The following is a 26,572-nucleotide window of genomic DNA, read 5'->3' as shown; positions in this document are numbered from 1 at the left end:
ATAAGTCCAGCAGGAACGAGGAGACGCGTTCGAAAGCCCGGGTGGTGTAGTGGCCCATCATACGACCCTGTCACGGTCGTGACGCGGGTTCAAATCCCGCCTCGGGCGTATTCTGCTGGCGCAACCGAACGAAGAGCGCCAGCGACGAGTGAGTCTGCGCCAGCGAATCGCCCCGCAGGGATTTGAAGCAGCGAGTGGAGCGAAGCGGAACGAGTGAGGTTCAAATCCCGCCTCGGGCGCTTCCGCGAGGAACTCCGTGACGGGGAGAGGGACCGCAGCGGGAGTCTTTCTACTGGCGAATATCGGTTGTCGAGCGTTCGAGGCTGCACTCAGAGAGCGACCAGACGACAGTCAGCCTTCGACATCGTACGTGTGGACTCCAATTTGCTGGGACCGTTCGCCGTTGTCCCAGTACAGTCCCAGGCTGCCCTCCGTGTCTTCGGGGACGGAGATAGTTCCGGAGTCGCCGGGGGCGATGGGTGAACCGATGATTTCGTCGAGCGTGCCACGTGGTGAGCCCTCAACCCGGACTGTGATTCGATCGGGTTGTTGGAGGGTGTCGCCACCACCGTGGATGATGGTAACGGTATCATCCTCGGGATTGTCGGTGTAGTCGAACGCGACGCTGGGAGCTGGGTCTCCAGGGGACCCGGCGTCCCATACCCGCCAGTTTCCGTTCTCTGTCCGGAGTTCGTACTCGACTCTGTCGGTTCGGGAGTTACCCTCTTGGTCGGACAGGGTGTACTCAACGATGACCAGCGCAGTGTCGTCTTCCTGGGTCCTGACCTCGGTCTCTTCGATGGTGAGGTCGATATTCTGGTATCCATCTGATGTCTGGCCCTCTTTGGCACGCTCCATCGTTGGCCCGTCGGAGTGTACAAGTTCGAGGGCCCGGTCTGTCTCTCTCTGTCCACGGATGCCCGGAGATACGCACGCAACGTCGCCTCGGGGTCGTCACCGACATCGCTGTCGCTGCCCCCACCGAGTATGCCGGTACAGCCGGCGAGTGCAGTCAGGGAGAGAGTACTCGCAGTCAGGTAGGTCCGTCGTCGCATGCGAACCGGATTTCGGAAGCCGCCACAAGAGTGTTTACATTTTGTCCTTTTTGGCGGGTATCTACCGTCGACAGCGGTCGGACGACCCCCCGGACAGTTGACTCTAATCGTTTAGTACCCGGGGGACGTAACGGCCGGTATGTCAGGAGACGGGCTCGGCGAGGGGATGTCGCGGACGCCGACCGTCGAGGCGGTGTCGGTGCTGTTCGTCGACAACGACGCGGATTTCGCCGGTGTCTCGAAGACGATGCTGGAGCGGGCCGACGAGAGCATCTCGGTGACGATCGTCCCGAACGGGCGTGCGGCGATCGAGGTCGTCGAGGACCCCGGACGCCAGGTGGACTGTATCGTCAGCGACTACGACATGCCGGAGATGGACGGGCTGGCACTGCTGGAGGCGGTGCGGGAGCGGGACGACCGGCTGCCGTTCGTACTGTTCACGGGGAAGGGGAGCGAGGAGATTGCGAGCGACGCCATCGCGGCGGGCGTGACCCAGTACCTGCAGAAGAAGCCGGGTCGCGAGCGATACGCGTTGCTGGGGAACCAGATACGGAACGCGGTGGCGCAGTACCGGACCCAGAGCGCCCTGCAGGACCGGGTCCGCCAGCAGGAGGCGGTGGCGGCCATCGGCCAGCAGGCGCTGAACGAGCCACAGCTCGAGGTGCTGTTCGAGACGACGGTCCGCCGGGTCGCGCGGGCGCTCGACGTGAGCCACGTTCGTATCCTCTCGCTCCCGGAGTCGGCCGCGGAACTCGGCACGGAGGCGGCCGTCGGGTGGCGGCCGGACGCGCCGCCGTCGGGCCAGGCACAGTACGCGGTCGGCGACGGCAAGCCGGTCGTGGTCGTCGACGACGTTCCCTCGGAGGACCGGTTCGATACGAGCGACGCGGCCGAGGTGGAGGAGCTCCGGAGCGGTGCGTGTGCGACGGTCGGCCTGCGTGGCTCCGACTGGGGGGTGCTCGAGGCACACGCGCGGACGCATCGGCGGTTCACGCAGGACGACGTGACGTTCCTCCAGAACGTGGCGACGGTGCTCGCGAGCGCCATCGAGCGCAACGTCATCGAGGGCGAGCGCCAGGAGAGCAGCGAGCGGTACCGAACGCTGGTCGAGGTCTCACCGAGCGCGGTCGTCGTGCACAGAGACGGCGACCTCGTCTACACGAACCCGGCGTTCGTCTCGCTCGTCGGGGCCGCCGACGCGACGGAGCTGCTCGGGTCCGACCTGGCGTCGCTGTTGCATCCGGAGGACGAAGCGGCCGTCACGACGGCCATGGCACAGACTCTGGCCGGGGAGGCGGAGCCGACACGCCGGGAGCGACGGATCGTCGGACGCGACGGGTCGGTCGTCCACGTCGAGATGACCTCGCGGGCCATCGAGTACGAGGGGGAGCGGGCGGTGCTGACGGTGGCGACGGACGTGACTGAACGCAAGCGCTACGAGGAGACGCTGGACACGCTCCACGAGACCTCTCGGGACCTGATGCGTGCGGAGACGCGGGCGGACATCTGCGAGACCGCTGCGGAGACCGCGGCGGACCTGCTGGGGCTGAGTGCGCTCGTCGTCTACACGTTCGAGAGCGACACCGGCGAGCTCGAACCCGCGGCGACGACCCCGAGCACGAGCGACCTGCTGGGGTCACCGCCGACGGTCGAGCGCGGGGCGGGCTACGTCTGGGAGACGTTCAGCGAGGGGGAGTCGCGGTACTTCCCGGACGTGGCGGACGAGCCGGGCGGACTGGACGACGTGGTCGAGAGTCAGCTGGTGATCCCGCTCGGGACCCACGGCGCGCTGGTGGCCGTCTCGGACGCCGTCGAGGGGTTCGAAGAGCCGACCGTCGAGCTGTTGCACATCCTCGCGGCGAACACCGAGGCGGCGATGGACCGGGCCGAGCGCGAGCAGCTGCTCCGCGACCACGACAGCCGGCTGACCCAGCAGAACGAGGAGCTGCGGAAGCTGAACCACACGAACAAGATAGTCCGGGACGTGAACCGTGCGGTCGCACAGGCGTCGACCCGACGGGAAATAGAGCAGGCGGTCTGTGACCGGCTGGCCGAGGCAGAGCCGTACGTCGCCGTCTGGGTCGCCGAGGCGGAGGGCCCGAACGGCGCGATGACACCGCTCGCCTGGTCGAACACCGACGCGGACTACGTCGACCGGATAGACGACGACGTCGACGACCCGACGCCGGAGGGGGACCTCGTCCGGCGGGCCGCCGACACGCAGGAGGTTGTCGTCGTCGAAGACGTGCTGACGGACGAGTGGAGCGAACGCCGGACGGAGGCGCTCACGTACGGCTTCCAGACGGTCGTCGCGGTGCCGCTGGTCGACAACGAGCGCGTCTACAGCGTCCTCGTGTTGCACGTCGCGACGCCAGAGACGGTGACCGAACAGGAGCTGGCGGTGCTCGGCGAGCTGGGTGAGACCATCGGGCACGCCATCCACGCGGTCGAGCGGACGCGGGCGCTCGTCACGGACAGCGTCGTCGAGCTGGAGTTCGACGTGGCCGACGAGCGGTTCACGTTCTCGCGGCTGTCGGCGGCCGTCGGCGGGACGATTCGGCTCGATGGCTCCGTCGCCCGGCCCGACGGCACCCACCTCTGTTTCGTCCGGACCGAGGGTATCGACCCGGCGCTCGTCGAGTCCACGCTCGCGGACTGGTCGTCGGTGCCGTCGGTGGCCTGCATCAACGAGGACGGCGAGACGGCGCTGTTCGAGCTGCGCCTGACGGAGCCACGGCTGTTCGAGCTGCTCCGCGAGTACGACGGGACGATCCAGTCGCTGTCAGCCACGGACGGTGTCGTCTCGTTGGTCGTCGAGCTGCCACAGGGCGGTGACACCCGTGGGTTGTGGAACGACCTGAGCGAGTCCTACCCGACGACGGAGCTCGCGGCCCGGCGGGAGACGAGTCAGGCGAACCGCCAGCACCGGACCCATCGGTCCTGGGTCGAGGGCGAGCTGACGGAGCGGCAGTTCGAGGCGTTACAGAGCGCCTACTACGCCGGTTTCTACGAGTGGCCCCGCGAGGTGAACGGGGAAGTGCTCGCCGAAGCGCTCGACGTGACGCCGCCGACCTACCACTACCACCTGCGTGCGGCCGAACGGAAGCTGGTGAGCGGGGTGTTCGGGTCTGGCTCTAACTGATTAGTGTCGGTCGAAGGAGTGCACTAACAGATTAGAATAAACTGTTAATTCCGTTGCATCCCTACGGTTAGTCGGCGAATCAGCAGCGAACCGCTGTCGCCACCCCCCCCCATACTCCCCCCAACCCCCTTCCTGAAGCACTATCCGACGAGAGCCGTCGCTGTCGCGTGGCTCGGGAGGTGGCTGCCGGCCGGCAGGAGGGAGCGGCGGAGTCGGTGTCGGCGGACGTGGCTATAACGACCGCCAGGGCGGACGTTCAGCTCCGCTCGCCGATGGTGACCTGGTTGAACTTCTGTCGGCTGCCGCCACCCGCGCCGTACGGGTCGATGTCGACCCAGTCGTACGCGAAGCGCTCGTCCGTCCGGTGGTAGCAGGGCAGGAGTATCATGTCCTCCCACATCGCCTCCTCCATCTGGACGTACGCCTCACCGCGGGTCGCGGCGTCGTCTTCGGTGGGTGCCTGGTTGTTCTGGACGGTCTCCCAGGCGCTGCTCATCTGGTCGACAGCGCCGTCTTCCACGTCGTCCCAGTCGAGGTAGGCACCGCGGGCACCACCCTCGCGGTCGGTGTCCGTGAGTTCCGGGACGAGCTGGCCGAAGAAGTTGTCCGGCGCGGGCCAGTCCATCACCCACCCGAGCGAGTAGGCGGAGAGGTTCCCGTTGCGGCCGCGGTTGAGCAGCGTCGAGAACGGCGCCTCCTCGAGGTTCATGTTGACGTGGGCGTTGACGAGCTTGTCCCGGAGTATCGTCCCGAGGCCCTGCCACGTCGGGGACGTGTAGGTGGTGAACGTGATATCGTACTCGTTGTTGGGGCCGTACCCGGCGTCCTCCATCACCTGTTGTGCGTCGTCGAGGCGCGACTCGCCGTAGCCGTAGGGGTAGTTCTGCTCGGCGTGTTCGTCGTACGCGCTGGTCCCGCCGGGGTAGATACGCGGCGGGCTGAAGTGGTACGCGGGCTCGCCACGTCCCTTGAACACCTGCTCGACGCCCTCGTGCTGGTTCATCGCGTACGCGATGGCCTGCCGGACGGGCTTTGGCACGTTCTTGGCGTTCAGACCGATGTAGTACGTGTTGATGGTCGGGACGGCGGCGTACTCGGCCGTCTCGCCGTTCTGCATCGGGCCGTAGGTCCCGCGCTGGCGTCCGAGGTCGTCCTCCTCCTCGATGGTGACCTTGCTCGGGTCGTACTTCGAGGTCGGCATCGGCGGGAGGTCCGCGTTCTTGTTCTGACCGTAGTTGTACCGCGCGTCGCTGTCGGTGATTATCTGCCAGTGGATGCCACCGATGAGCGGCCCGTCACCGTGGTAGTCGTCGAAGCGGCTGACCTCCGCCATGGTGTTCGTCTCCCAGCTCTCGAACGTGAAGGGCCCGGCGCTGATCGGGTTGGTCTGGGCGAACTCGTCGTACCCTATCTCGCCGTCGTAGCCCGGTGTGTCGTCGACGAACCCCTCGGGAATCACGCCGAAGGCCGTGTACGCGAGCATCGGAAGCGTCGAGTGGAACGGCGCGGAGAGCTGGACCTCGAGCGTCGTCTCGTCGACGGCGGTGACGCCGAGCGTGCCGGGTTCGTAGTTGCCGTCGCTGTCCGTCTCGTGTTCGATTCCCATCGCGGACGTGGCGAAGTACGCCCGACGGGAGTTCGAGGAGGCCGTGAGCCGCTCGAAGGAGTAGACGAAGTCCGAGGCGGTGACGGGGTCGCCGTTGTGGAACTGGACGTCCTCCTTGAGGTTGAAGGTGTACGTGGTGAAGTCGTCGGACACCTCGTAGTCCGTCGCCAGCAGCGTCTCGACCTCGATCTCACCGTTCGGGTAGTTCATCAGCCCGTCGAACACCTGCTGGATGACCCGGCCGTTCGCCGTGTCGGTCGAGGCGATGGGGTCCAGCGTACTCATCGTCGCGTTCGTGAGCTTGAGGGTCCGGTCGCTCTCGCCGAAGCCCTCGTCGTCGTCGTCGGTTCCCGTTCCAGGGTCGTCGGTCCCCTCGGTGTCGGTTCCAGGGTCGTCGGTGCCGTCGTCGTTGTTGTCGCCCGTACAACCCGCGAGGGCCAGGGCTGTCGCCGCACCGCCGGTCGCTTTGAGGAAGCTCCGGCGCTGGAGGGACTGGTCGTCTGACATACACCCACCGGTTCGGCCTTTCGTGTCAAAAGGCCGCCGTAAACACTAGTGGGCTCTAGTCCTAGGAAAAGCCTTATTAAGGGAAATAAATCCGGCAGAATAACAAATATCGGGACACAGTTCTACTAATCTCCAAAAAGCCGAAGCAGTGGCTGTCGACAGGAGCGAGCTGGTCTGCAACGCAGTCGCGGGGGCTGAATCGGGGTGGGGATGACAGCAGGCGGCGTTCCTGTCGACAGTAAACCCAAAGACGGGACGGGTATTAAGGCCGGTGAAGGGTCAAACCATCACTTGAGGCTTCGGTCCGCCACGACCGCGCTCGCGTTCGGGCTGTCCCCGTCGTGGGGAGTGTGCCGCTCGCGGACCTGTACCGCGTGGCGTCGCTCGGTGGCGTCGTCGATTACGCGAACCTCGCCGGGGCCGGTGGGCATCCGTTCCGTCAGGGCCGAATCGACGTACGATGGGCGCGCTCGTTCCAGTGCCTCGCGGTCACGTCGGTCGGTGAGTCGATGTGCAACGACGATATCGGCTTGCGAGGCTGCCACTGCCGGCAGCGCGCTCGGACGCTGGGTCGCCGCGACGAGGCTCACGCCCGGCTGTCGGCCACGCGTGAGCAGGGTCCGCAGCGCGGGTGCCGCGACACCGTCGAAGAAGGCGTGCGCCTCGTCGAGCAGGAGCCACGGGAGCCGGTCGACCGTCCCCTGCACCCGTGCCCGGTAGAGCGCCGTCGCGGCCGCCCGGACGACCGCGTTCGCCGCCGCCGTCGGTCGTCCCGACACGTCGAGGACCGTCGCCGTGCCCGAGGCCAACGCCGCTGCGTCGAGTCCGTCCGGGTCGAACACGTCCCACGAGGCGGCGAGGTCGAGGTGGTTCCGGGCCGCCCGGCGGGCCGCCCGGTCGCAGTCCAGTGCTGCCAGTCGCTCCCGTATCTCGTCGACGGTCGTCCCCGCCGCAGCGGCCCGCCAGAGTACAGCCCCGCCTGGAGACTCCGGGTCGAGACCGACCAGCTCGCACCACGCCGTCGGCGGAAGCGCGTCGGGGTCGACACGTGGCTCCGCGACGACGGTCGCCGACCCGTCGGCCGCGAGCGTCCCGAACACGCCCATCGGGTCGACGACGACCGGCGCGACGCCCGCCGCCGCCGCCAGTCCCTCCGCCAGTACCCCGAGCGTGTACGACTTGCCGTAGCCGCGCTTGCCGACGACGAGCGCGGCGTGGGGGGACTCGCAGTCGAGGCCGACCGCCGCACCCGCGCTCCCGTCCGGTGCACGGTAGCGCCCGAACTCGACTGTCGCGCCCTCGCCGCCGTCGCGTCCGATGACGACCATGGCCGCTCTGGCCGCGGGATTGTACTTGAATGGCCGGCCCGCCGTTCAAATACCATCACGGGCCCAACCACGGCGTGCGACTCACACCGCTCCGGCGCGACGACCGCGCCATCGAAGGACTGCCGATTCGACTCGTCATCGCCCTCGTCGTCGGCGTCGCCAGCCTCTCCGTCATGATGAACATGATCTCGGGTATCGGCGGGCTCGCCGTCACCGAGGTCGACGCCCAGCCGACCCCGGACGTCGTCACGCCCGGCGAGCAGACCGTCACCATCCGCGTCGTCGACAGCGACGGGAACCCCGTCGAAGGCGCGACCGTCGTCGTGAAGGGTGCGACCGCACGGCTGGACGGCATCGAGACGGCGAGCACCGGAGAGAACGGCACCGCCGAGGTGGATATCAGCCCCTCGCTCGGCCCGAACCAGGCCGAGGGCACGCTGCAGATCGATATCAAACCACCCGCGGGCAGCGAGTACGCCGACCAGCGCGCGAACACGGTCATCCTGGTGGTCGAGGACTGATCAGGGGACCGGCAGCGTCACCGACTCCATCTCGAAAAAAGGCCGTCTCGTAGCCCTCGTGTCTGGACGCCTGCGGCGGCGTCAGCACCGTGAGCGTGACCCGGTCGCCGCTCGCCAGCTCGGGGGCGGGCGCGCCGTAGTGGGCGCCGAGCAGCGGGTCGACCGTGCGAGAGAGCGTGTCCGCGCTCCCTTCGACCAGCGCCACGACGCAGCGACGACGGCGCTCGTCGTCGGCTGGGTCCCTAATCCCAGTCGATCCACTCGTGCTCCCAGCCGTTCCCGACGGCGGCTTGGGCGCGTTCGCGGTCCTCGCGGTCGGTCCGGTTCCGTTCGAGCGCGCCGGCCTGTTCGCCCTCGACGAGCAGGGGCGCGAACGCGACCGGGCCGTGCTCGTCGCGGACGTCGCCGGTCGCGTCGACGGAGACGAGCGTCTGCCCGGCCGCGCCCCGGGGCATGACGAGTCGTCCGTCGTCCGCGAGCTGGTCGACGAGCGCACGCGGCGGCTCGATGGCGGCGGCCTCGACCAGCACGCGGTCGAACGGCGCGTACTCGGAGAGACCGTGGGTGCCGTCGCGGCAGTCGACGAGCACCTCGCCGTAGCCCGCGTCGGCGAGGTTCGACCGCGCCTCGTAGACGACGTGGCGGGTGATGTCCACGGCGTGGACGTTGCGTGCGCCGGCGAGTTCGGCGGCGACCGCGCTGGTGTAGCCGACGCCAGCGCCGACGACGAGCACCGCGTCGCCCGACTCGACGTCGAGCGCCTCGAACAGCCGCGCGACCGATGTCGGCGAGAGGATGCGGGTGCCGGCGTGCTCGTGTGACTGGTCGGTGTACGCGCGTTGCTCCTCGGGGACGAACTCGTGGCGGGGCACCTCCCGCAGCGCGAGGCCGACCGCGTCGCTGTGCACGACGCCCTTCGCGTCGTATTCGAGGCTGTCGACCATGTCGTCTCGCAGCGCCGCCGGCTCCATGCGCGAAGCTCAGTGATGCTCCGTTAAGAATCTCGCGCCTGCCCCAGCACCGCCTGCCGGTCCGTCCCCGGGACGTCACGCACCTGGACCGCCCGTAATCCGGCAGCTTCGAACCAGTCCCGGTAGGCAGCGGGCGCGTGGGCCTCGCCGGAGCCCAGCGCGAGTCGCCGGACGGTCGCCGCGCGCGCGGCGGGCGAGCGTTCGCGAAGGTAATCGACTACCACGAGCCAGCCGCCTGGCCCGAGCGCGTCGGCTGCCCCGGCGACGAGTCGCCGGTTCGCCGCTGCCGAGCGCTCACCGGTCCGCAGCGGGACGAACGCGCAGTCGACGCCCTCGACGGGGAGGTCGCTGGAATCGGCGCCGTCGCAGGGCAGGTTCCACGTGACCGCCTCCACGGGCTCGCGGGCGAGCAGCGACGCCGACGCGTCGAGCCGGTCGGCGGCGTCGAGCAGGGTCACGTCGTAGCCCCGCCGCGCGAATTCGACGGCGTAGGTGCCCGGCGCGCCGCCGATGTCGACGACCCGGCCGTCGGGGACCACGTGCTGGGCGGCGGTGACACAGGCCCGGACGGTCGCCTCGTCGGTCGCCTGCACGTGGCCGAGTCGGTTGCGGGTCCACTCGGACGCGGTGCCGTCGGGTGCGCGTTCGTCGTTGGAGCCGACCGGCGGGTCCTCGCCACGCATCGTCGCCGGGAGCTGGCGGAGCGCGTCGAGGTCGTCGAGCTCGGCCGGGAAGCGCCCGACGGACCGAAGGTCGGCAGCCGCGAGGAAGCCCAGGGCGCGGTTCGTCGGCTCGTAGACGCCGCCCACGTCGCGGAAGAAGCCGGCGTCGGCGAGGGCCGCGACGGTGAGTCGGGCCGCGCGCTCGGTCACGTGCGTCCGTTCGGCGACCTCCGCAGGCGTGTCTGCGTCGGAGAGCAACGCGTCGAGGACGCCCGTCTCGCGGGCGGCCCACAGCAGGAACAGCGTCTCCCGGTCCTCTGTCATGGTCAGCGATGACGAACCGGAGGGGAATAATTCACTGCATCCGGACGAAGCGCACCCCGCCCCGGTCCTCGCGGTCGAGCGAGCCGTCCGCCCGCCGTGTCGCGTGGACGAGCCGCTGCCGGTCGGTGCCGATAGGGGCGAGGACGACCCCGCCCGGGCGGACCTGCTCGACGACCGCGTCCGGGAACCCGGGCGCTGCGCAGGTCAGGTACGCCGCGTCGTAGGGGGCGTGCTCCGGCCAGCCCTCGCGGCCGTCGCCGGTCCGAATTCCGATGGCTCCGTAGCCGAGCCTGTCGAGGCGCTCGCGGGCCTCGCTGGCCAGCCGCTCGCTGTACTCCACCGAGAACACGTTCTCCGCGCCGACGACCTCGGCGGTGACGGCGGCGTGGTAGCCACAGCCGGTGCCGACTTCGAGCACCCGGTCGCCGGTGGAGAGGTCGAGCGCGTCGACCATGATAGCGACCATGTGCGGCGCGCTGATGGTCGCACCGTCCCCGATTGGCAGGGGGCGGTCGGCGTACGCCTCGCTCCGGCGTGATTCGGGGACGAACTCGTGTCTCGGGACCGCCCGCACCGCGTCGAGCGTCGACTCCCGCTCGATGTCGCTCCGGCGGTCGAGCCGGTCGACCAGCGACTCCCGGGCGGCCTCGAAGCTCATCTCACCAGGCGGACCAGGCCGTCGTCTCTTCGTCCCACGCGTAGACGCGCTTCGCGTCCTTGGCGACGACCGTATCGCCGTCGTGGTCGAGCTTGTCGTGGTAGTAGCCCTCCGCGTCGGCGCGGACGGCGATGCCGCTGATGGTGAACTCGTCGTTGTCGAACGTCTCCGTCTCGCCCACGACGAACTCGTAGTCGCCGGGGACGTGCACGCGCTCCGAGCGCGTCTCGTTGTTGCGGCCGTCGCGCGGGTGGATGGTCACGTTGACCCCGACGTTCCCGACCGCACGGGTCCAGAACGTCTCCACGTCGCCCGCCTCGGCCTCCTCGACGCGGCGCTCGCCGTCGAGTTCGAGGCTGGTGATGCGGACCGTCATGATTGCCTCGTCGGTGTCGAGGATGAACTCCTCGCCCGTCGCGACCGTCTCGTCGACCGGGGCCTCCACCGTCGCGGTGAAGGAGTCCCCGTCCTGACTGACGACGACATCGACCGCGACCGTCTCGTCCGGCTCGACTCGCTCCTTGTGGACGTGCCCGCACTCCGTACAGCGGACCGTGTACATCTGCCCGCGCTCCTTCAGCACCTCGTGCGCCCGTTCGAACTCGGGCGAACACGAGGGACAGGGGAGCGCGAGCCTGTCGGCGACTTCGCTCATACACCGTAGTACACCGCGACGCGGTAAAAGCCGTCGGACCGCCTGTCCGTGTGGTGGTGGTTGTCGGTATCCCGTTCTGTTCGTGGTTCCCTTGTTGGGTCTCACTTCGTTTTGGCCGTCTGGAGCTGTTCTCCCATCGAAGCACCGACCACATTCCGAGAATACGGACAGCACACCAACCAGAACACCCGAACGCGACGAAACCCGAAACGAGCGGGTCTGCGAACCGCTTTCGAGATAAGGAGCGCGTAGAGCGCGTAACTCCGAACGCCGAAACGGCCTCAGATTCCTCCTTCGACCCCTCTCGCGCTCGCTGGAGCCGTAACTCGCAGGGGAAAAGGGTGGGCTTAAGTGCCTCCGTAAGATACCGACTGGTACTATGGCGAACGGCAAATACGCCGCGCGCAAGCTCAAGAAGGACCGCCAGAACCACCGGTGGTCCGACTCTGAGTACGCTCGACGCGAGCGCGGACTTCGCAAGAAGTCCGACCCGCTCGAGGGCGCGCCCCAGGGTCGAGGTATCGTACTGGAGAAGGTCGGCATCGAAGCGAAGCAGCCGAACTCCGCGATTCGAAAGTGTGTCCGTGTCCAGCTGATCAAGAACGGCAAGCAGGTCACGGCGTTCTGCCCGGGCGACGGTGCCATCTCGTTCATCGACGAGCACGACGAGGTCACCATCGCCGGTATCGGTGGGGCGAAGGGTCGCGCGATGGGTGACCTCTCCGGCGTGAACTACAAGGTCGAGAAGGTCAACGGCGTCGCAATGCTCGAACTCGTCCGCGGGAACGCGGAGAAGCCGGTGCGCTAACCATGGCGGCCGAAGACACACCCGAGCCGGACAAGCCGGCCGGCACGGACGAGGAGGGCGCACGCGCCCAGCTGTTCGGCACGTGGGACGTGACCGACATCGAGTACAACGACCCGTCCACCGAGCGCTACATCTCGGTGACGCCGGTCGCACACACGATGGGTCGCCACTCCTCGAAGCAGTTCAAGAAGTCCGAGATCTCCATCGTCGAGCGACTCATCAACCGTCTGATGCAGACGGAGGAGAACACGGGCAAGAAGCAGAAGGCGATTCAGATCGTCCGCGACGGCTTCGAGCAGATCCACGAGCGCACCGACGAGAACCCGATCCAGGTGCTCGTGACCGCCGTCGAGAACGCGGCACCCCGCGAGGAGACCGTTCGCCTGAAGTACGGTGGCATCTCGGTCCCGAAGGCCGTCGACGTCGCGCCGCAGCGCCGCGTCGACCAGGCCCTGCTGTTCCTGACCGACGGTATCTACAAGGACTCGTTCAAGACCCCGACGTCCGCATCCGAGGCGCTGGCCAACCAGCTCGTCGGCGCGGCGAACTACGACGTCCAGACGTACGCCGTCAGCCAGAAGGAAGAGAAGGAACGCGTCGCGGCCGCGGCACGCTAACGCTCTCTCTCTCTCCCGTTCTCGCCACGCTCGGAGCCACCGGCTCGGCGACCGGATAGCACGAAGTATTTACCTATCCTGTCGATAGCACCTGGTATGGCACCGAACCCTCCATCCCGCCGCCAGTTCCTCGCGGCGGCTGCAGCGGCCGGCCTGGCCGGCTGTCTCTCGGACGTCACCGGTAGCGACGGCACGCCGACCGACCCGCCGACATCGGCGTACGACCCGACGGTCGAGCAGGACGAGTGGCCGAAGTACGACGAGGACTGGGAGGCGCCGACGGACTCCCCCCTCGACTACGAGTACGAGACGGAAGTGCTGGTCGAGAACCTCGATATCCCGTGGGATATCTCCTTTACGGGCGAGGACGAGCTGTTCCTGACCGAGCGCACCGGCACCATCCGACGGTTCGAGTCGGGCGAGGTCGTCGACGTGGTCGAACCCGACGAGGCCATCGACGCGGGCTCCATCGACAGCCCGGACGAGCAGACCTGGTGGGTCGAGGGCGGCGAGGGCGGCCTGCTCGGCGTCGCTGCCCACCCCGACTACCCGGAGCCACCGCTGGTGTACGCCTACTACACGTACATGGACGGCGGGGCAGAGAAGAACAAGGTGTCGTCGTTCGACGCCTCCGCGGACGACCCGTCGGAGACGGTGACGACGCTCGTCGAAGATATCCCCGGCGAGAGCTACCACGACGGCGGCCGCATCGCGTTCGGCCCCGAGGGCCACCTCTGGGTCACGACGGGCGACGGCGGGACCCCGGAGAACAGCCAGAGCACGGAGTCGCTGGGCGGGAAGGTGCTCCGCATCACCGCGGGGGGCGACCCGGTCGAGGGGAACGCCGAGGGCGGCGACGCGCGGATCTTCTCGCTGGGCCACCGGAACCCCCAGACGATCACGTGGCTGCCGGACGCGACGCCGGTCGTGTCCGAGCACGGACAGACTGCACAGGACGAGGTGAGCCTGATATCGCCCGGCTGGAACGGCGGCTGGCCGGAGCACCGGACGGCCGAGGAGTACCCCGGCAGCGACTACAACCGCCCGGTCGCGCACACGGGAGCGAACACCTCGTGGGCACCGAGCGGTGGCGTCTTCTACACCGGCGACAGCGTCCCGGGCCTCCAGAACCGACTGCTGGTCGGCGGGCTGTGGAGCCAGCGCATCAACGTCGTGACGCTCTCGCCGCCGGACGGCGACCTGCCGCCGGTCGGGAACGGGAAACGGCACGACGCAGACTGGCTGGACAACGACTACGTCGCCACCTCGCACCACCTGTTCGAGGACGAGTTCGGGCGCATCCGCCACGTCGAACAGGGCCCCAACGGCGACCTCTACTTCATCACGTGCAACCGCGACGGCCGCGCCGAGGGTGACTTCCCCAAGGAGAACGACGACCGGCTCGTCCGCGTCCGGCAGGTCTGAACGGGCGGTTCACTGGTCTCTCGCCGTCTGTAAACCGGTACGCTATTGCTGGTTGACGGGTATTCGAGACGTATGTCCGACTCGCACGAATCGGTCGACCTCGTCGCCGACGAGACGGTCGAACGGCTCGCACTGGCGGCGGTCGTCGCCGCGTTGACAGCGGCGCTCGCACAGGTGTCGATTCCCGTGCCGGGACTCCCGGCACCGGTCTCGTTCCAGCCGTTCGGGGTGTACGCCGCCGGGCTGTTGCTCGGCGCACGATGGGGGGGCCTCTCGATGCTGCTGTACCTGCTCACCGGCGCGGCCGGGGTGCCCGTGTTCTCGAACGCCTCCGGCGGGCTCGGGGTCGTCCTCGGTCCCACCGGGGGCTACCTCGTCGGCTACGTCGTCGCCGCCGTGGTCATCGGGCTGCTCGCCCACGGCGGCCTCGACGCGAAGCGGCCGTCGGTGGTCCCGACCTGGCGGCAGTCCCTCGCGCTGTTCGCCGGCATCGCCGTCATCTACGCCCTGGGGGTGCCGTGGCTCGCCGAGACGACGGACTACTCGCTCTCGGCGGCGATGGCGGTCCCGCTCGACCCGCCGTTCGTCGCACTGTCGGGGCCGACCGTGCGCATGCCCCAGGCCGTCGTCGTCGGTGCGGTCATCTTCCTCCCCGGCGACGTGCTGAAGATACTCGCGACGCTCGGCGTCGTCCGGACCGGCGAACTCGACGCACTCGTCGAATGATCCGCGTCGAGGACCTCACGCACAGCTACGGCGATACCCGCGTGCTCGACGGGGTCTCGACGACCATCGCGGACGGCGAGTTCGTCCTCGTCGTCGGCGCGAACGGGAGCGGGAAGACGACGCTCGTTCGGCAGTGCAACGGCCTGGTGGAACCCGACTCGGGCACCGTCACCGTCGACGGAACGCCCGTCCACGAGGACCTCGTGCGTGCCCGCACCCGCGTCGGCATGGTGTTCCAGCACCCTCGCGACCAGCTCGTCGCCGCGACCGTCGGTGCGGACGTGGCCTTCGGCCCCGAGAACCTGGGGCTCGACCGCGATACGGTGGACGCCCGGGTCGCCGACGCCCTCGACGCGGTCGGGATGGCCGGCCGCGAGGACGAGCGCGTCGACGAGCTCTCCGGCGGCGAGGAGGCCCGGGTCGCCATCGCGGGCGCGTTGGCCATGGAGCCGGCGCACCTGATACTCGACGAACCGCTCGCCGGACTGGACGCGACGGGCCGCGACGCCGTCCGCTCCCGCCTCGCGGCGCTGCACGCCGACGGGGCCAGCGTCGTCGTCGTCACGCACGACCTCCACGAGTGGTTCGACACCGCGGACCGCGTCGTCGCGCTCGCGGACGGTTGCATCGTCGCCGACGGCCCGCCCGACTCGGTGCGCGACGCGCTCGCGGACGTGGCCGTCGACGTGCCCCCGTGACCACTGTCCCGATGATCAGCTACACACCCGGGGGGACGCTCGCCCACCGACTCGACGCCCGCTCGAAGCTGCTGTTCCAGTTCGGCTTCGCCATCGCCGCGTTCGCGACCCCGACGCCGCGCTGGCTCGCCGCCGTCGCTGTCGTCGCCGCCCTCGCGCTCGTCGGCTCGCGGACCTCGCCCGTCGCCGTCGTCCGCACGTACTGGTTCGTGTTCGTGCTCCTGTTCAGTGGCCCCGCCATCGACCTGGTCGCGCTCTCGCCGCTCCGGCTCACCCCCGGGCCGGCGGTCGCCCCGACGCTCGCCGTGAGCCGCGTCGGCCTCGTGCTGTTCGTCGGCGCGGCCTACGTCCGTACGACACCCGTCCGCGAGACGCGGGCGACCATCCAGCGGTACGTCCCCGGGAACGCGGGCCGCCTCCTCGGTGTCGGCGTCGCGCTCACCGCCCGGTTCCTACCGGTGCTCCGCCGTGACCTGACCGCCGCCCGGACCGCCATGCGTGCCCGTCTCGGCGGCGAGCGCCCGGTGACCGACCGGCTCGGCCGGCTCGGCCGCCTCGGGCTCGTCCGGGCGTTCGAGCGCGCCGACCGGCTGGCGCTGGCGCTCAGGACGCGCTGTTTCTCGTGGGAGCCCACACCGCCCCGCTTCCGGTTCACGGCGGCCGACGCGGTCGTCTCGCTCCTCGGCGGCGGGCTGGCGGTCGCGGGGCTCTCGGTGGTGCTCGGACTCCGGCCCTGAGAAGCGGATCAGTTCATCCGGGACGGCAGCTGGAGCTCCTCCAGCCCCGGCAGGTCCTTCACGTTGAAGACGACTTTGAGGTCGTCGCTCACGGGCGTCCCGATACAGGAGAGCTGGATGCCCTGCGCGACGAGGTCGTCCGAGAGCACGTTGTCGACGGTCATCTCCATCTCGCCGTCGACGACCAGCACCGCGCAGTTCGCACACGCGCCGCCGCGACACGAGAACGGCCAGTCGAACCCCTCGTCCTCCGCGGCCTCGAGCAGGTAGTCGCCGGGCTCGACCGTCAGCTCGCCGTGCGCGTCCTCGTCGAGCCCCGCCCGTCGTGCCTTCCGGAACAGCTCGTCGTCGCCGAGCTCCCAGCCGTTCGCCACGACCGCCTCGTAGTCGAGGTACTCGACGTAGACGTTCGGGTCCTGCTCGGGCTCCGGCGCGGACTCCGCCGCCGTCGCGGGCTCGTCGGTCCCGTTCGTCTCGTACCAGCTATCGGCGCCGCCCTCGATGATGGTCTCGTAGGCCGACTGGACCAGCTGGAACTCCTGGGCCGACCCTCCCTGGTCGGGATGGGCCTCCTTCACCCGACGGCGGTACGCCTGGTGTACGGTCTGCTCGTCGGCGTCGGGGTCGACCTGCAACACGTCGAACGGCGAGGGCACGCGTAGCGCTAGCGATATCAGGGTAATAAGTCTCTCCCACTCAGCAAGCTCTGCTGGGTGGCCGGCGGGTATGGTACTCGGTAAAATCGGTCGGTCTGGACGCGCTCAGCCCTGAGAGTGACGGGTGTCTACAACGACCAGAAAGCTCCGACTGTCTCGACTCCGGGGACTCGCTCGTTTCGGTCCTAGCCCCCGCGACCGCACCGCCCCCTCATGCCTCTCCAGCCGCCTCGCTCTGTCGCAGGCTCCCCGTTCGCAGTCGCGGTTCTCGCTCGCCAGCGCGCGCCGATGGGCGGAGATCGGGGGCCCTCGAACCGCGATTCAGCCCTCAGTCCGCGGCCTGCTGCCTGCCCAACGCGAACGCCCGGGTCACGTCGACGAGCGCCTTGCGGTACTCGCTCTCGGTCGGGTCGTCGACGAGCGAGACGAACCGGCCCTTGAACTCCTCGAGGCTGACGTCGGGGGCGTCGCTGGCGGCGGCGGCGGCGAGGTCGTACAGCCGGTGGTCGGGGTCGGCGAGGTCGTGCCGCTCGACGAGTGCCAGCGCGAAGGCCGCGTTGACCGCCGTGATGTCGGGGTCAGCACCGGGATTGGCGGGGACGAGACCGCCGCGGAACGGCCGGGGCTGGTCGGCGACCGCGGCGGCGAGCCCGGATTCGAGGAATGACACCAGCTTCTCGGCCGAGGCGACGCGCATCGTGATGTCGTCGGCGTAGATGTCCTTCATGTGGTTGGCTATCTGGTAGCACTGGGCGACCTTGTGGCGTTCGACGCTGTTGCCCGCGAGCCCCAGGAACAGCGCCTCGTCCGTCGACTGGGTGTGCGACGGGTGCGACTCCTCGTACCGGGCCATGTGGGCGAACTCGTGGAGCGCGAGCTCGCGGGCCATCGCGCTCGTGGCCGCCCGTCTCGAGATGTTGAGGACGTGGTGGTCGTCGTAGTGCCCCGTCCACGTCCGTTCGTCCGGGTTCTCCCTGACCTGGACTCGAACCGGCAGTTCGAGGTCACAGACGGTCTCGAAGACGTCCCTGGCACTGAGGAAGGGGGCGGCTGGTCCGCCGTCCTGCACGCGAACCTCCATGTTCACCTGTATCAGGGTTCTCGTGGGTATGAGCGTTGTGGCTGTGGTACCGGTTGCCGTGACCTTGGCGCAGTCGCGGTATGCGGGTGACGACGGTCGTGGGATCGCCGAGAATCGTGTGTACTGTTGTCTCACGAACGGACGAATCGTGGGCCAACGACCGCCTATTCGTCCGGTTCTCTCCCGACTGAAAACACTACCCTTTTGAACCTTGTGCCGGTATCAGGCACCAATGGGTAGACGCAAGAAGATCGTCGACGAGTGCGAGCGACTGATGGACGAGCCGGAGCAGATCCGGAACATCGCCATCGCCGCACACGTCGACCACGGCAAGACGACGCTCACAGACAACCTCCTCGCGGGTACGGGCATGATCGCCGACGAAGGTGAGGCGACGAAGCTCATGATGGACACCGAGGAGGACGAGCAGGAGCGTGGCATCACCATCGACGCGGCGAACGTCTCGATGACCCACGAGTACGACGAGCAGAACCACCTCATCAACCTCATCGACACGCCCGGCCACGTCGACTTCGGTGGCGACGTCACCCGCGCGATGCGCGCGGTCGACGGTGCGCTCGTCGTCGTCGACGCCGTCGAGGGCGCGATGCCCCAGACCGAGACCGTCGTCCGGCAGGCACTCCGCGAGGGTGTGAAGCCGGCCCTGTTCATCAACAAGGTCGACCGCCTCATCAGCGAGCTCCAGGAGGGCCCCCAGGAGATGCAGGAGCGTCTCCAGAAGGTCATCGCCGACGTCAACGAGCTCATCCGCGGCATGACCGAGGAGATGGACGACGTCGACGACTGGACCGTCTCCGTCGAGGACGGCACCGTCGCGTTCGGCTCCGCCCTGTACATGTGGGGCGTCTCCGTCAACTCGATGCAGCGCACCGGCCTCGACTTCGGCGACATCATCGACATGGAGCGCGCCGACGAGCGCCAGGAGCTCCACGAGAAGACGCCGCTGTCGAACGTCGTCCTCGACATGGTCGTCGAGCACTTCCCGAACCCCGTCGACGCTCAGCCCCGCCGTGTCCCGCGCATCTGGCGTGGCGACGACGAACTCGACATCGCAGAGCAGATGCAGCTCGTCGACGACGATGGCGAGGTCGTCCTGATGGTCACCGACATCGGGATGGACCCCCACGCCGGCGAGATCGCGACCGGCCGCGTCTTCTCCGGGACGCTGGAGAAGGGCCAGGAGCTGTACGTCTCCGGCACGGCAGGGAAGAACCGCATCCAGTCGGTCGGGCTCTACATGGGCGGCGAGCGCGAGGAGGTCGACCACGTCCCCGCCGGGAACATCGCGGCGGTCACCGGCCTGAAGGACGCCATCGCGGGCTCGACCGTCTCCTCCGTGGAGATGACGCCGTTCGAGTCCATCGAGCACATCTCCGAGCCGGTCATCACGAAGTCCGTCGAGGCAAAGAGCATGGACGACCTGCCGAAGCTCATCGAGACGCTCCGTCAGGTCTCCAAGGAGGACCCGACCATCCAGATCGAGATCAACGAGGACACGGGCGAGCACCTCATCTCCGGGCAGGGCGAGCTCCACCTCGAGGTCATCACCCAGCGCATCGAGCGCAACCAGGGCATCCCGGTCACGACCGGTGAGCCCATCGTCGTCTACCGCGAGGCGCCGCGCCAGGCGACCGAGGAGGTCGAGGGCATCTCGCCGAACCGCCACAACCGGTTCTACCTGACCCTCGAACCGATGAACGAGGAGATCGTCGAGAAGATCCGCCTCGGCGAGGTCTCCATGGACATGCCCGAGCAGGAGCGCCGCGAGGCCCTGCAGGACGCCGGCATGGACAAGGACTCCTCCCAGAACGTCGAGCACATCTACGGCACCAACATCCTGCTCGACGACACGAAGGGTATCCAGCACCTCAACGAGACGATGGAGCTCGTCATCGAGGGGCTCGAGGAGGCCCTCGAGGACGGCCCGCTCGCCGCGGAGCCGGTCCAGGGCTCGCTGCTCCGCCTGAAGGACGCCCGCCTGCACGAGGACACCATCCACCGCGGTCCGGCACAGGTCATCCCGGCAGTTCGCAACGCCGTCCACCGCGCCCTCATCCACTCCGGCGTCGCGCTGCTGGAGCCGATGCAGGACGTCCGCATCGACGTGCCCAACGAGCACATGGGTGCCGCCTCCGGCGAGATCCAGGGCCGCCGTGGCCGCGTCGACGACATGTACCAGGAGGGTGACCTCATGGTCGTCGAGGGCATCGCGCCCGTCGACGAGATGATCGGCTTCTCCTCGGACATCCGCTCCGCGACCGAGGGTCGCGCGTCGTGGAACACCGAGAACGCCGGCTTCGAGTTCATGTCCGACTCGCTCCAGAAGGACAAGATCATGGAGATCCGCGAGCGCAAGGGTATGAAGCTGGAGCTGCCCGAGGGCGCCGACTACCTCGACTGAACGGTCGGGATTCCTTCGGTTTCTCCGCGGTTCTTCCGTTCTGTTCGGGAGTGGCGAGACTGCGTCGTTCGTGAGGCGGGTTTCTGAGGACGGTTGGCGACTGGAACAGTCGGGCAGTCTCGTAGGGACGATTCGGCTGGCAAACCCAGCCCGAAAAATTACCACACGTGGCCCAGTACAATCACCAATGGAACGCACGCTCTCCAGGCGAGGGCTGCTCGCTTCGGTCGCGGCCAGTCTCGGGCTGCTTGGCGGCTGTCTCGACGGCTCGACCGAGGACGACGGTCCCCCCAGGCTCGGCGCGGTCGAGCTCAGGAACGGCCACGACCGCGCCCACGACGTGCGGGTGACGGTGCTCGACGACGGCGAGACGATGTACGAACGCGCCGTGTCGCTGGACGCCGCGTCGGACGGCGAGCAGACTGGCCGGGTGTTGACTGGGGAGTTCGACACGGTCCAGGACGGGCTCACCGTCGAATACGCGGTCGACGGCGGCGAGAGGGAGCGGGTTAGAACGGCCGATTTTGGCGACGAACCGTGTTACGTACTGCTGATTCGAATCGGGGACGGCGGCGATGACTCGACGTTCACCACGACCGGCTACGAGTGCGAGGCGGCTCAGAACGGCAGAATCCGGTCGTAGAGCGCGTCGATGCGGTCGTTGATGCCCTCGGGCTGGCGCGACCCCCACGGGTACCGGGAGAAGTAGTAGCCGCAGGCGATGATGATACCGACGGTCTGTGCCATCGAGGCAGACGCTATGGGCGCGATTAGCAGGATGCCGGCGACGGCGAGGACGCTCGCGACCACGACCTCGACCATCTGGCGAGCGACGGACATACCCGAGAGTTCGGGCGACGGGGCAAGAAGCCACCGAACCCGGCTCCCGGGGCGTACGGGCGCGTCGTGCCGGCACGACAGTGGTGAGACTTGCACGTGGCTGAAGGCTTATATCCGCCCCGGCGAACAAACGACACATGAAGCGACGACGCCCGGTGTCGGGTGAGCGCGGTGGCTGACGTAGCCGAGACGCGGCGGGCGTACACGGTTCGTCTGGAGCTCGTCGACGAGCCCGGCGAACTGATGCGTGCGCTCAGGCCCATCGCCGAGAACGGCGGCAACCTCCTGTCGGTGTTCCACGAGCGCGGGAACCTGACACCGCGGGGGAACATCCCGGTCGAGGTGGACCTGGAGTGTTCGCCGGGCCGGTTCGACGACGTCGTGGCCGGCCTGCGCGACGCGGGCGTGACGGTGACACAGGCCGGCGAGGACGGCTACGCGGAGGAGGTGACGCTGCTGCTCGTCGGCCACCTGGTCGACACGGACCTCTCGGACACGCTGGCGACGGTCGAGTCCTGCAGCGGGGCGTCGGTGACGGACTTCTCGCTCGACGCGCCGGCGGGCACCGACGAGCAGTCGAGTGCGCGCCTCCGGCTCGCGGTCGACCCGCCGCAGGTCGACGAGGTGCTGTCGGTCGTCCGCGACGTGGCCGACCGGAAGGGACTGCAGGTCGTGGAGCCGCTCGTGGAGGGTGAGCGATGAAGCTCGCAGTCGTCGGTGCCGGCGCGGTCGGCCGGTCCGTCGTCCGGATGGCCGGCGAGTACGGTCACACGGTCACCGCCGTGGCCGATTCGAGTGGTGCGGCCGTCGACAGCGACGGGCTCGACGCCGAGGCGGTGCTCTCGCGGAAGTCCGCACGCGGCAGCGTCGGCGCCGCCGACCCCGAGGACGCGCTGGCAACCGAGTACGACGCACTGGTCGAGGCGACGCCGACGACGCTCGGCGACGCCGAACCGGGGTTCTCCCACGTCCGGCAGGCGCTCGACCGGGACAGACACGTCGTGCTCGCGAACAAGGGGCCGGTCGCGGAGCGGTACGGCGAGGTTCGCCGGCACGAGGCCGAGAGCGAGGGCGAGGTGCTGTTCGAGGCGACCGTCGCCGGTGCGATTCCGGTGCTCGGCACCATCGCGGACTACGGCCCGGCACAGGTGACGGCCGTCCGTGGCGTGCTGAACGGGACTGCGAACTTCATCCTCTCGCGGATGGCCGCCGAGGGGCTGGACTACGAACACGTGCTCGCGGAGGCACAGGACCTCGGTGTCGCCGAGGCCGACCCGGCCTTCGACGTGGAGGGGACCGACGCCGCGCTCAAGTGCGTCATCCTCGCGAACGTCCTCGGTGACGGGTCGCACACGCTCGCCGACGCCGAGGTGTCGGGCATCGTCGACATCCCACCGAGCGCGCTCTCGCTGGCCGAGGAGGATGGACGTACGGTCCGGCTCGTCGGCGAGGCGACGCCCACCGGCATCCGCGTCGGCCCGCGGCTCGTGCCGATGGAGAGTCCGCTCGCGGTCGACGGGACCGAGAACATCGTCCAGCTGGAGACGACCCACGCGGGGACGCTCGCGCTCCGCGGTCGCGGTGCCGGTGGCGACGAGACGGCGAGCGCGGTGCTCGCGGACGTCGCGCGGCTGGACCGTTGAATCGCCCTCCGGGACGGGGGCACTGTGTGTCGGTGTGACACAAAACGCAAGACGGCGACAGGCTGGGCAGGAGTCCGTATCGAAATGGTTTTAACCGTTTCTGCCGAAAGATTCCCACACAGCGCCTCTGCGCGTGAGATACAACAATGAGCGACAAACCACACCAGAACCTGGCTATCATCGGCCACGTCGACCACGGCAAGAGCACACTTGTCGGACGACTCCTCTTCGAGACGGGGAGCGTCCCGGAACACGTAATCGAGCAGTACCGAGAGGAAGCAGAAGAGAAGGGCAAGGGCGGCTTCGAGTTCGCCTACGTCATGGACAACCTCGCCGAGGAGCGCGAGCGTGGTGTCACCATCGACATCGCCCACCAGGAGTTCGACACCGACGAGTACTACTTCACCATCGTCGACTGTCCGGGCCACCGTGACTTCGTCAAGAACATGATCACGGGCGCCTCGCAGGCCGACAACGCGGTCCTCGTCGTCGCGGCAGACGACGGTGTCGCGCCCCAGACCCGAGAGCACGTCTTCCTGGCCCGCACGCTGGGTATCGGCGAACTCATCATCGGCGTCAACAAGATGGACATCGTCGACTACGACGAGGCCAAGTACGAGGCCGTCAAGGACGAGGTCAACAAGCTGCTGAAGCAGGTCCAGTTCCAGTCCGACGACGCCACGTACATCCCGATCTCGGCCTTCGAGGGCGACAACATCGCCGAGCGGTCCGACAACACGGACTGGTACGACGGCGACATCCTCCTCGAGTCGCTCAACAACTTGCCGGAGCCGGAGCCGCCGACGGACGCGCCGCTCCGCCTGCCGATCCAGGACGTCTACACCATCTCCGGTATCGGTACCGTCCCCGTCGGACGTATCGAGACCGGGACGATGAACACGGGCGACATGGTCTCCTTCCAGCCCAGCGACGTGGGTGGCGAGGTCAAGACCATCGAGATGCACCACGAGGAAGTCCCGAGCGCCGAGCCCGGTGACAACGTCGGGTTCAACGTCCGCGGCATCGGCAAGGACGACATCCGCCGTGGCGACGTCTGTGGCCCGGCCGACGAACCGCCGACGGTCGCCGAGACGTTCAAGGCCCAGATCGTCGTGATGCAGCACCCGAGCGTCATCACGGCCGGCTACACGCCGGTCTTCCACGCACACACCGCACAGGTCGCGTGTACCATCGAGAGCCTCGACGCCAAGATCGACCCGGCATCGGGCGAGGTCGCGGAGGAGAACCCCGACTTCATCCAGTCCGGCGATGCGGCGAAGGTCACGGTCCGCCCGCAGAAGCCCCTCAGCATCGAGCCGGCCGGCGAGATCTCCGAGCTCGGCAGCTTCGCGGTGCGCGACATGGGCCAGACCATCGCCGCAGGCCAGGTCCTGAGCGTCAACGAGAAGTAAACAGATGCAACAGGCACGCGTCCGTCTCGCGGGCACCAGCCCCGACGACCTCGACAACATCTGCGACGACGTTCGCGAGATCGCGAACAAGACCGGCGTCTCGCTGTCGGGCCCGATCCCGCTCCCGACCAAGACGCTGGAGATCCCGACTCGCAAGTCCCCGGACGGTGAGGGGACCGCGACCTGGGAGCACTGGGAGATGCGCGTCCACAAGCGCCTGATCGACCTCGACGCCGACGAACGCGCACTTCGTCAGCTCATGCGGATCCAGGTGCCGAACGACGTCAGCATCGAAATCGTCCTCGAGGACTGAGGACGCTGCCGACGGCTACTCTCTCTCGCGCAGCGCCGTCGGTCGACGCGCGGTCGACCCCGTCAGCTTAGTAGCTGCGGGACCGCACTGGATATATGTCGCGCGGCAGCCCGACCCTCGACACGCTCGTCGTCTTCGCCGTGGTCTTCGCCTTCCAGGTCCTGGTGAAGGGTCTCTTCGGGGTCCTCGGCGCGTGGAGGCCCGTCTACTCCTTCCTCTTCGTCCTCGACGCGCCGGTGTCACAGCCGTGGACGTTCGTCACGAGCGTCTACTCGCACGCCGGCGTCGGCCACCTCCTCTCGAACGCCGTCGCACTCGTGCTCGTCGGGTTCATCCTCGAACGCTACACGACGCGCCTTCGGTTCCACCTCTTTTTCGTGGGGACGGGCGCCATCGCCGGGCTCTCGCAGGTGCTCCTGAGTGGGGTCTTCGCGGCTCTCGGAGTCGGCCGCCCGGCCGGCGTCCTCGGCGCGAGCGGCGCCGTGTTCGCACTGTACGGCTACGTCCTCGGTGGGAACCGGCTCACCGACGGCCTGCTCCGGAACCTCGACATCCCCGAGTGGGTCGAGTACGCCGCGTTCCTCGTCGTCGCGCTCGTCGTGACCGTCGCGACCGGCGCACCCGGCGTCGCCCTGTTCGCCCACTTCACCGGCTTCCTCGTGGGGCTCGCGGCCGGCCGTGCGAACCTGCTCGCGGTGTCACAGTCCACCTCGTACGGCCCTCGAAAGGAAAGGTACTAATACGCACCACTGGCAAGGATTGGATGCGTTCGCGGGCTCGTAGATCAGTGGTAGATCGCTTCCTTCGCAAGGAAGAGGCCCTGGGTTCAAATCCCAGCGAGTCCATCCGAATTTTACTCGGGTTCTACTTCTTCCAGAGCGGCAGCTTCGTCGTTCTCGCGTCCGTTCTCGGCCGATTCGCCTTTCCGAAACCACGGTTCTGCGAGGAGATTTCAACACCCCTCGCGTTGCGCCCCGAAGCCGTCTGCGCCTGAGTGTAGTGAAACGGGGTGGTCGGCGTGAGTGCCGAGAGCCAGTTCGGTATCTCGGCCGAGGAGCTTCGGGTCCGCGAGAAGGCCCGTCCGAAGCCGACTACGTCGCGGGAGTTCCGGTGCGACGAGTGCAAGGCTCGTTGCACCCGGCTGACCGAGGGCGGTGAGGCTGGCCATGCGTACTTCTGTTCTCGGCGGCTCCGGCGGACGGGAGCCGAGCGCGAGCGGCCGACGCTGGATGACCTTGACCGGGGTGACGGCCAATGAGCTTCGTCCGTGCGTCTCGGCTCTACGATACCGAGAGTGGAGAGACGAAGCGGTGGGACTGGCCGCGCTCCGGTGAGCGGGTGGATGCGTTCACGGCCCCGGTGAGCAGTGAGTATGAGCTGAAGCTGGTCGCGCCCGAGTCGGGGGCCTGGATCGAGGCGGCCGACGCCTGGGAGGTGCGACGATGAGCTTTCAGCAGTTCGTCCGACCGCAGTGCCACGAGTTCGACGTACACTTCCACTTCACGCAGTACGCACTGAAGCCGTACTTCGCGCTCGACTCTGTACGGAAGGACCACAACGGGTGGAATACGTCGGGGAAGCCGACGGCGAACTTCAACCTCGACGGCGACCGGTGGGCCGCGTCGTTCGACTACCAGCACCAGCCCATCCTCCCCCCGGACCCGTCGGTCGCGCCGAACTACGGACTCGAAACGGTCCCCCTGTTCCGGGTCCACTTCGTCGCGCGGGATAGCCTGTACGACAACGAGCGCGCGGACCGGTCGGC

At 68.2% G+C, this 26,572-nt stretch carries 29 protein-coding genes and 2 tRNA genes; 20 read left to right on the top strand and 11 right to left on the bottom strand.

From position 1 onward, the window contains the following. Positions 1 to 35 precede the first annotated feature (35 nt). Positions 36 to 108: transfer RNA gene (locus BLT27_RS10940), tRNA-Asp, on the top strand. 243 nt (positions 109 to 351) lie between these two features. On the opposite strand, the gene BLT27_RS10935 is transcribed toward BLT27_RS10940, so the two are convergent. After that, positions 352 to 858 carry a hypothetical protein gene (locus BLT27_RS10935; protein WP_089733793.1) on the bottom strand — a complete coding sequence of 169 codons (507 nt, stop codon included), beginning with the start codon at positions 856 to 858 and terminating at the stop codon, positions 352 to 354. A 336-nt stretch (positions 859 to 1,194) separates the two neighbouring features. Here BLT27_RS10935 and BLT27_RS10930 point away from each other — a divergent pair, with 336 nt between their 5' ends. After that, the gene (locus BLT27_RS10930) at positions 1,195 to 4,197 is read left to right on the top strand and encodes a bacterio-opsin activator domain-containing protein (protein WP_089733791.1); all 3,003 of its coding nucleotides are present in this window, start codon (positions 1,195 to 1,197) and stop codon (positions 4,195 to 4,197) included. Between the two features lie 256 nt (positions 4,198 to 4,453). Here BLT27_RS10930 and BLT27_RS10925 read toward each other — a convergent pair whose 3' ends face one another. Then, positions 4,454 to 6,310, bottom strand: a complete 1,857-nt coding sequence (locus BLT27_RS10925) for an ABC transporter substrate-binding protein (protein ID WP_089733788.1) — start codon at positions 6,308 to 6,310, stop codon at positions 4,454 to 4,456. A 287-nt stretch (positions 6,311 to 6,597) separates the two neighbouring features. Next, positions 6,598 to 7,638 carry an ATP-binding protein gene (locus BLT27_RS10920; RefSeq protein ID WP_089733787.1) on the bottom strand — a complete coding sequence of 347 codons (1,041 nt, stop codon included), beginning with the start codon at positions 7,636 to 7,638 and terminating at the stop codon, positions 6,598 to 6,600. Positions 7,639 to 7,712: 74 nt separating this feature from the next. On the opposite strand from BLT27_RS10920, the gene BLT27_RS10915 reads away from it, so the two are divergent. Then, a complete protein-coding gene (locus BLT27_RS10915; RefSeq protein WP_089733786.1) occupies positions 7,713 to 8,159 on the top strand; it encodes a DUF7382 domain-containing protein in 447 nt (148 codons plus the stop codon). Here BLT27_RS10915 and BLT27_RS19160 read toward each other — a convergent pair. The 5 genes from BLT27_RS19160 to BLT27_RS10895 are packed head-to-tail and all read right to left on the bottom strand — an operon-like array spanning position 8,137 to position 11,429. Continuing rightward, entirely contained in the window at positions 8,137 to 8,364 is a 228-nt protein-coding gene (locus tag BLT27_RS19160; protein ID WP_139172314.1) for a DUF7350 domain-containing protein, read from the bottom strand. The two genes, BLT27_RS10915 and BLT27_RS19160, sit on opposite strands and share 23 nt — an antisense overlap. Before the next feature lie 37 nt (positions 8,365 to 8,401). After that, positions 8,402 to 9,130 (bottom strand): protein-L-isoaspartate O-methyltransferase family protein, encoded by a 729-nt coding sequence (locus BLT27_RS10910; protein WP_089733784.1) that lies wholly within the window; start codon positions 9,128 to 9,130, stop codon positions 8,402 to 8,404. A 23-nt stretch (positions 9,131 to 9,153) separates the two neighbouring features. Then, a complete protein-coding gene (locus BLT27_RS10905; RefSeq protein ID WP_089733782.1) occupies positions 9,154 to 10,116 on the bottom strand; it encodes a class I SAM-dependent methyltransferase in 963 nt (320 codons plus the stop codon). 31 nt (positions 10,117 to 10,147) lie between these two features. Continuing rightward, the gene (locus BLT27_RS10900) at positions 10,148 to 10,774 is read right to left on the bottom strand and encodes a protein-L-isoaspartate(D-aspartate) O-methyltransferase (protein WP_089733780.1); all 627 of its coding nucleotides are present in this window, start codon (positions 10,772 to 10,774) and stop codon (positions 10,148 to 10,150) included. A 1-nt stretch (position 10,775) separates the two neighbouring features. Beyond that, positions 10,776 to 11,429: an HVO_0476 family zinc finger protein gene (locus BLT27_RS10895; protein WP_089733778.1), complete on the bottom strand. Its 654-nt coding sequence runs from the start codon at positions 11,427 to 11,429 to the stop codon at positions 10,776 to 10,778. Between the two features lie 379 nt (positions 11,430 to 11,808). On the opposite strand from BLT27_RS10895, the gene BLT27_RS10890 reads away from it, so the two are divergent. The 6 genes from BLT27_RS10890 (at position 11,809) to BLT27_RS10865 (ending at position 16,440) form a co-directional block, all read left to right on the top strand. Beyond that, positions 11,809 to 12,237 carry a 30S ribosomal protein S12 gene (locus tag BLT27_RS10890; RefSeq protein WP_089733776.1) on the top strand — a complete coding sequence of 143 codons (429 nt, stop codon included), beginning with the start codon at positions 11,809 to 11,811 and terminating at the stop codon, positions 12,235 to 12,237. 2 nt (positions 12,238 to 12,239) lie between these two features. After that, the gene (locus tag BLT27_RS10885) at positions 12,240 to 12,854 is read left to right on the top strand and encodes a 30S ribosomal protein S7 (RefSeq protein WP_089733774.1); all 615 of its coding nucleotides are present in this window, start codon (positions 12,240 to 12,242) and stop codon (positions 12,852 to 12,854) included. Positions 12,855 to 12,950: 96 nt separating this feature from the next. Then, positions 12,951 to 14,279: a PQQ-dependent sugar dehydrogenase gene (locus BLT27_RS10880; protein ID WP_089733772.1), complete on the top strand. Its 1,329-nt coding sequence runs from the start codon at positions 12,951 to 12,953 to the stop codon at positions 14,277 to 14,279. A gap of 72 nt (positions 14,280 to 14,351) precedes the next feature. Further along, on the top strand, positions 14,352 to 15,005 hold the full coding sequence (locus BLT27_RS10875; RefSeq protein ID WP_089733770.1) for a biotin transporter BioY: 654 nt from the start codon (positions 14,352 to 14,354) through the stop codon (positions 15,003 to 15,005). Next, a complete protein-coding gene (locus BLT27_RS10870) occupies positions 15,002 to 15,703 on the top strand; it encodes an energy-coupling factor ABC transporter ATP-binding protein (RefSeq protein WP_089733769.1) in 702 nt (233 codons plus the stop codon). The genes BLT27_RS10875 and BLT27_RS10870 overlap by 4 nt, the downstream gene beginning before the upstream one ends. Next, positions 15,700 to 16,440, top strand: coding sequence for an energy-coupling factor transporter transmembrane component T family protein (locus BLT27_RS10865; protein ID WP_368086035.1), 741 nt, complete (start codon positions 15,700 to 15,702; stop codon positions 16,438 to 16,440). The genes BLT27_RS10870 and BLT27_RS10865 overlap by 4 nt, the downstream gene beginning before the upstream one ends. Positions 16,441 to 16,448: 8 nt before the next feature. Here the strand turns inward: BLT27_RS10865 and fer are convergent, their stop codons facing one another. Both fer and BLT27_RS10855 read right to left on the bottom strand, forming a co-directional pair. Then, positions 16,449 to 17,096 (bottom strand): ferredoxin Fer, encoded by a 648-nt coding sequence (fer, locus tag BLT27_RS10860; protein WP_089733765.1) that lies wholly within the window; start codon positions 17,094 to 17,096, stop codon positions 16,449 to 16,451. 328 nt (positions 17,097 to 17,424) lie between these two features. After that, positions 17,425 to 18,177: a DUF5781 family protein gene (locus BLT27_RS10855; protein ID WP_089733763.1), complete on the bottom strand. Its 753-nt coding sequence runs from the start codon at positions 18,175 to 18,177 to the stop codon at positions 17,425 to 17,427. A gap of 232 nt (positions 18,178 to 18,409) precedes the next feature. On the opposite strand from BLT27_RS10855, the gene BLT27_RS10850 reads away from it, so the two are divergent. Both BLT27_RS10850 and BLT27_RS10845 read left to right on the top strand, forming a co-directional pair. Further along, positions 18,410 to 20,599: an elongation factor EF-2 gene (locus tag BLT27_RS10850; protein WP_089733761.1), complete on the top strand. Its 2,190-nt coding sequence runs from the start codon at positions 18,410 to 18,412 to the stop codon at positions 20,597 to 20,599. A 187-nt stretch (positions 20,600 to 20,786) separates the two neighbouring features. Then, entirely contained in the window at positions 20,787 to 21,242 is a 456-nt protein-coding gene (locus BLT27_RS10845) for a hypothetical protein (protein WP_089733759.1), read from the top strand. Here BLT27_RS10845 and BLT27_RS10840 read toward each other — a convergent pair. Next, the gene (locus BLT27_RS10840; RefSeq protein ID WP_089733757.1) at positions 21,218 to 21,439 is read right to left on the bottom strand and encodes a hypothetical protein; all 222 of its coding nucleotides are present in this window, start codon (positions 21,437 to 21,439) and stop codon (positions 21,218 to 21,220) included. The two genes, BLT27_RS10845 and BLT27_RS10840, sit on opposite strands and share 25 nt — an antisense overlap. Positions 21,440 to 21,610: 171 nt before the next feature. Between BLT27_RS10840 and BLT27_RS10835 the strand changes: the two genes are divergently transcribed. The 9 genes from BLT27_RS10835 to BLT27_RS10795 form a co-directional block, all read left to right on the top strand. Continuing rightward, positions 21,611 to 22,141: an amino acid-binding protein gene (locus BLT27_RS10835; RefSeq protein ID WP_089733967.1), complete on the top strand. Its 531-nt coding sequence runs from the start codon at positions 21,611 to 21,613 to the stop codon at positions 22,139 to 22,141. Beyond that, the gene (locus BLT27_RS10830; protein ID WP_089733755.1) at positions 22,138 to 23,082 is read left to right on the top strand and encodes a homoserine dehydrogenase; all 945 of its coding nucleotides are present in this window, start codon (positions 22,138 to 22,140) and stop codon (positions 23,080 to 23,082) included. Before BLT27_RS10835 ends, BLT27_RS10830 begins: the two co-directional genes overlap by 4 nt. Before the next feature lie 146 nt (positions 23,083 to 23,228). Next, positions 23,229 to 24,494, top strand: a complete 1,266-nt coding sequence (tuf, locus tag BLT27_RS10825; RefSeq protein ID WP_089733753.1) for a translation elongation factor EF-1 subunit alpha — start codon at positions 23,229 to 23,231, stop codon at positions 24,492 to 24,494. A gap of 4 nt (positions 24,495 to 24,498) precedes the next feature. Further along, complete coding sequence (gene rpsJ / locus BLT27_RS10820) at positions 24,499 to 24,807, top strand: 30S ribosomal protein S10 (protein ID WP_089733751.1); 309 nt, start codon at positions 24,499 to 24,501, stop codon at positions 24,805 to 24,807. A gap of 95 nt (positions 24,808 to 24,902) precedes the next feature. After that, positions 24,903 to 25,547: a rhomboid family intramembrane serine protease gene (locus tag BLT27_RS10815; protein ID WP_089733749.1), complete on the top strand. Its 645-nt coding sequence runs from the start codon at positions 24,903 to 24,905 to the stop codon at positions 25,545 to 25,547. Between the two features lie 33 nt (positions 25,548 to 25,580). Next, a tRNA-Ala gene (locus BLT27_RS10810) sits at positions 25,581 to 25,652 on the top strand. A 173-nt stretch (positions 25,653 to 25,825) separates the two neighbouring features. Next, complete coding sequence (locus tag BLT27_RS10805; protein WP_139172313.1) at positions 25,826 to 26,065, top strand: hypothetical protein; 240 nt, start codon at positions 25,826 to 25,828, stop codon at positions 26,063 to 26,065. Further along, entirely contained in the window at positions 26,062 to 26,253 is a 192-nt protein-coding gene (locus BLT27_RS10800) for a hypothetical protein (protein ID WP_089733745.1), read from the top strand. Before BLT27_RS10805 ends, BLT27_RS10800 begins: the two co-directional genes overlap by 4 nt. Further along, positions 26,250 to 26,572, top strand: a 323-nt coding sequence (locus tag BLT27_RS10795) for a DUF7845 domain-containing protein (protein WP_455549938.1), incomplete at its 3' end; no start/stop codon positions are given. The genes BLT27_RS10800 and BLT27_RS10795, both read left to right, overlap by 4 nt.

The sequence above is a fragment of the Haloarchaeobius iranensis genome (assembly GCF_900103505.1).
GTDB classification, from domain to species: domain Archaea; phylum Halobacteriota; class Halobacteria; order Halobacteriales; family Natrialbaceae; genus Haloarchaeobius; species Haloarchaeobius iranensis.
The sequence above is the reverse complement of the archived record's forward strand: the minus strand, read 5'-3'. Positions and strand labels throughout refer to the sequence as shown.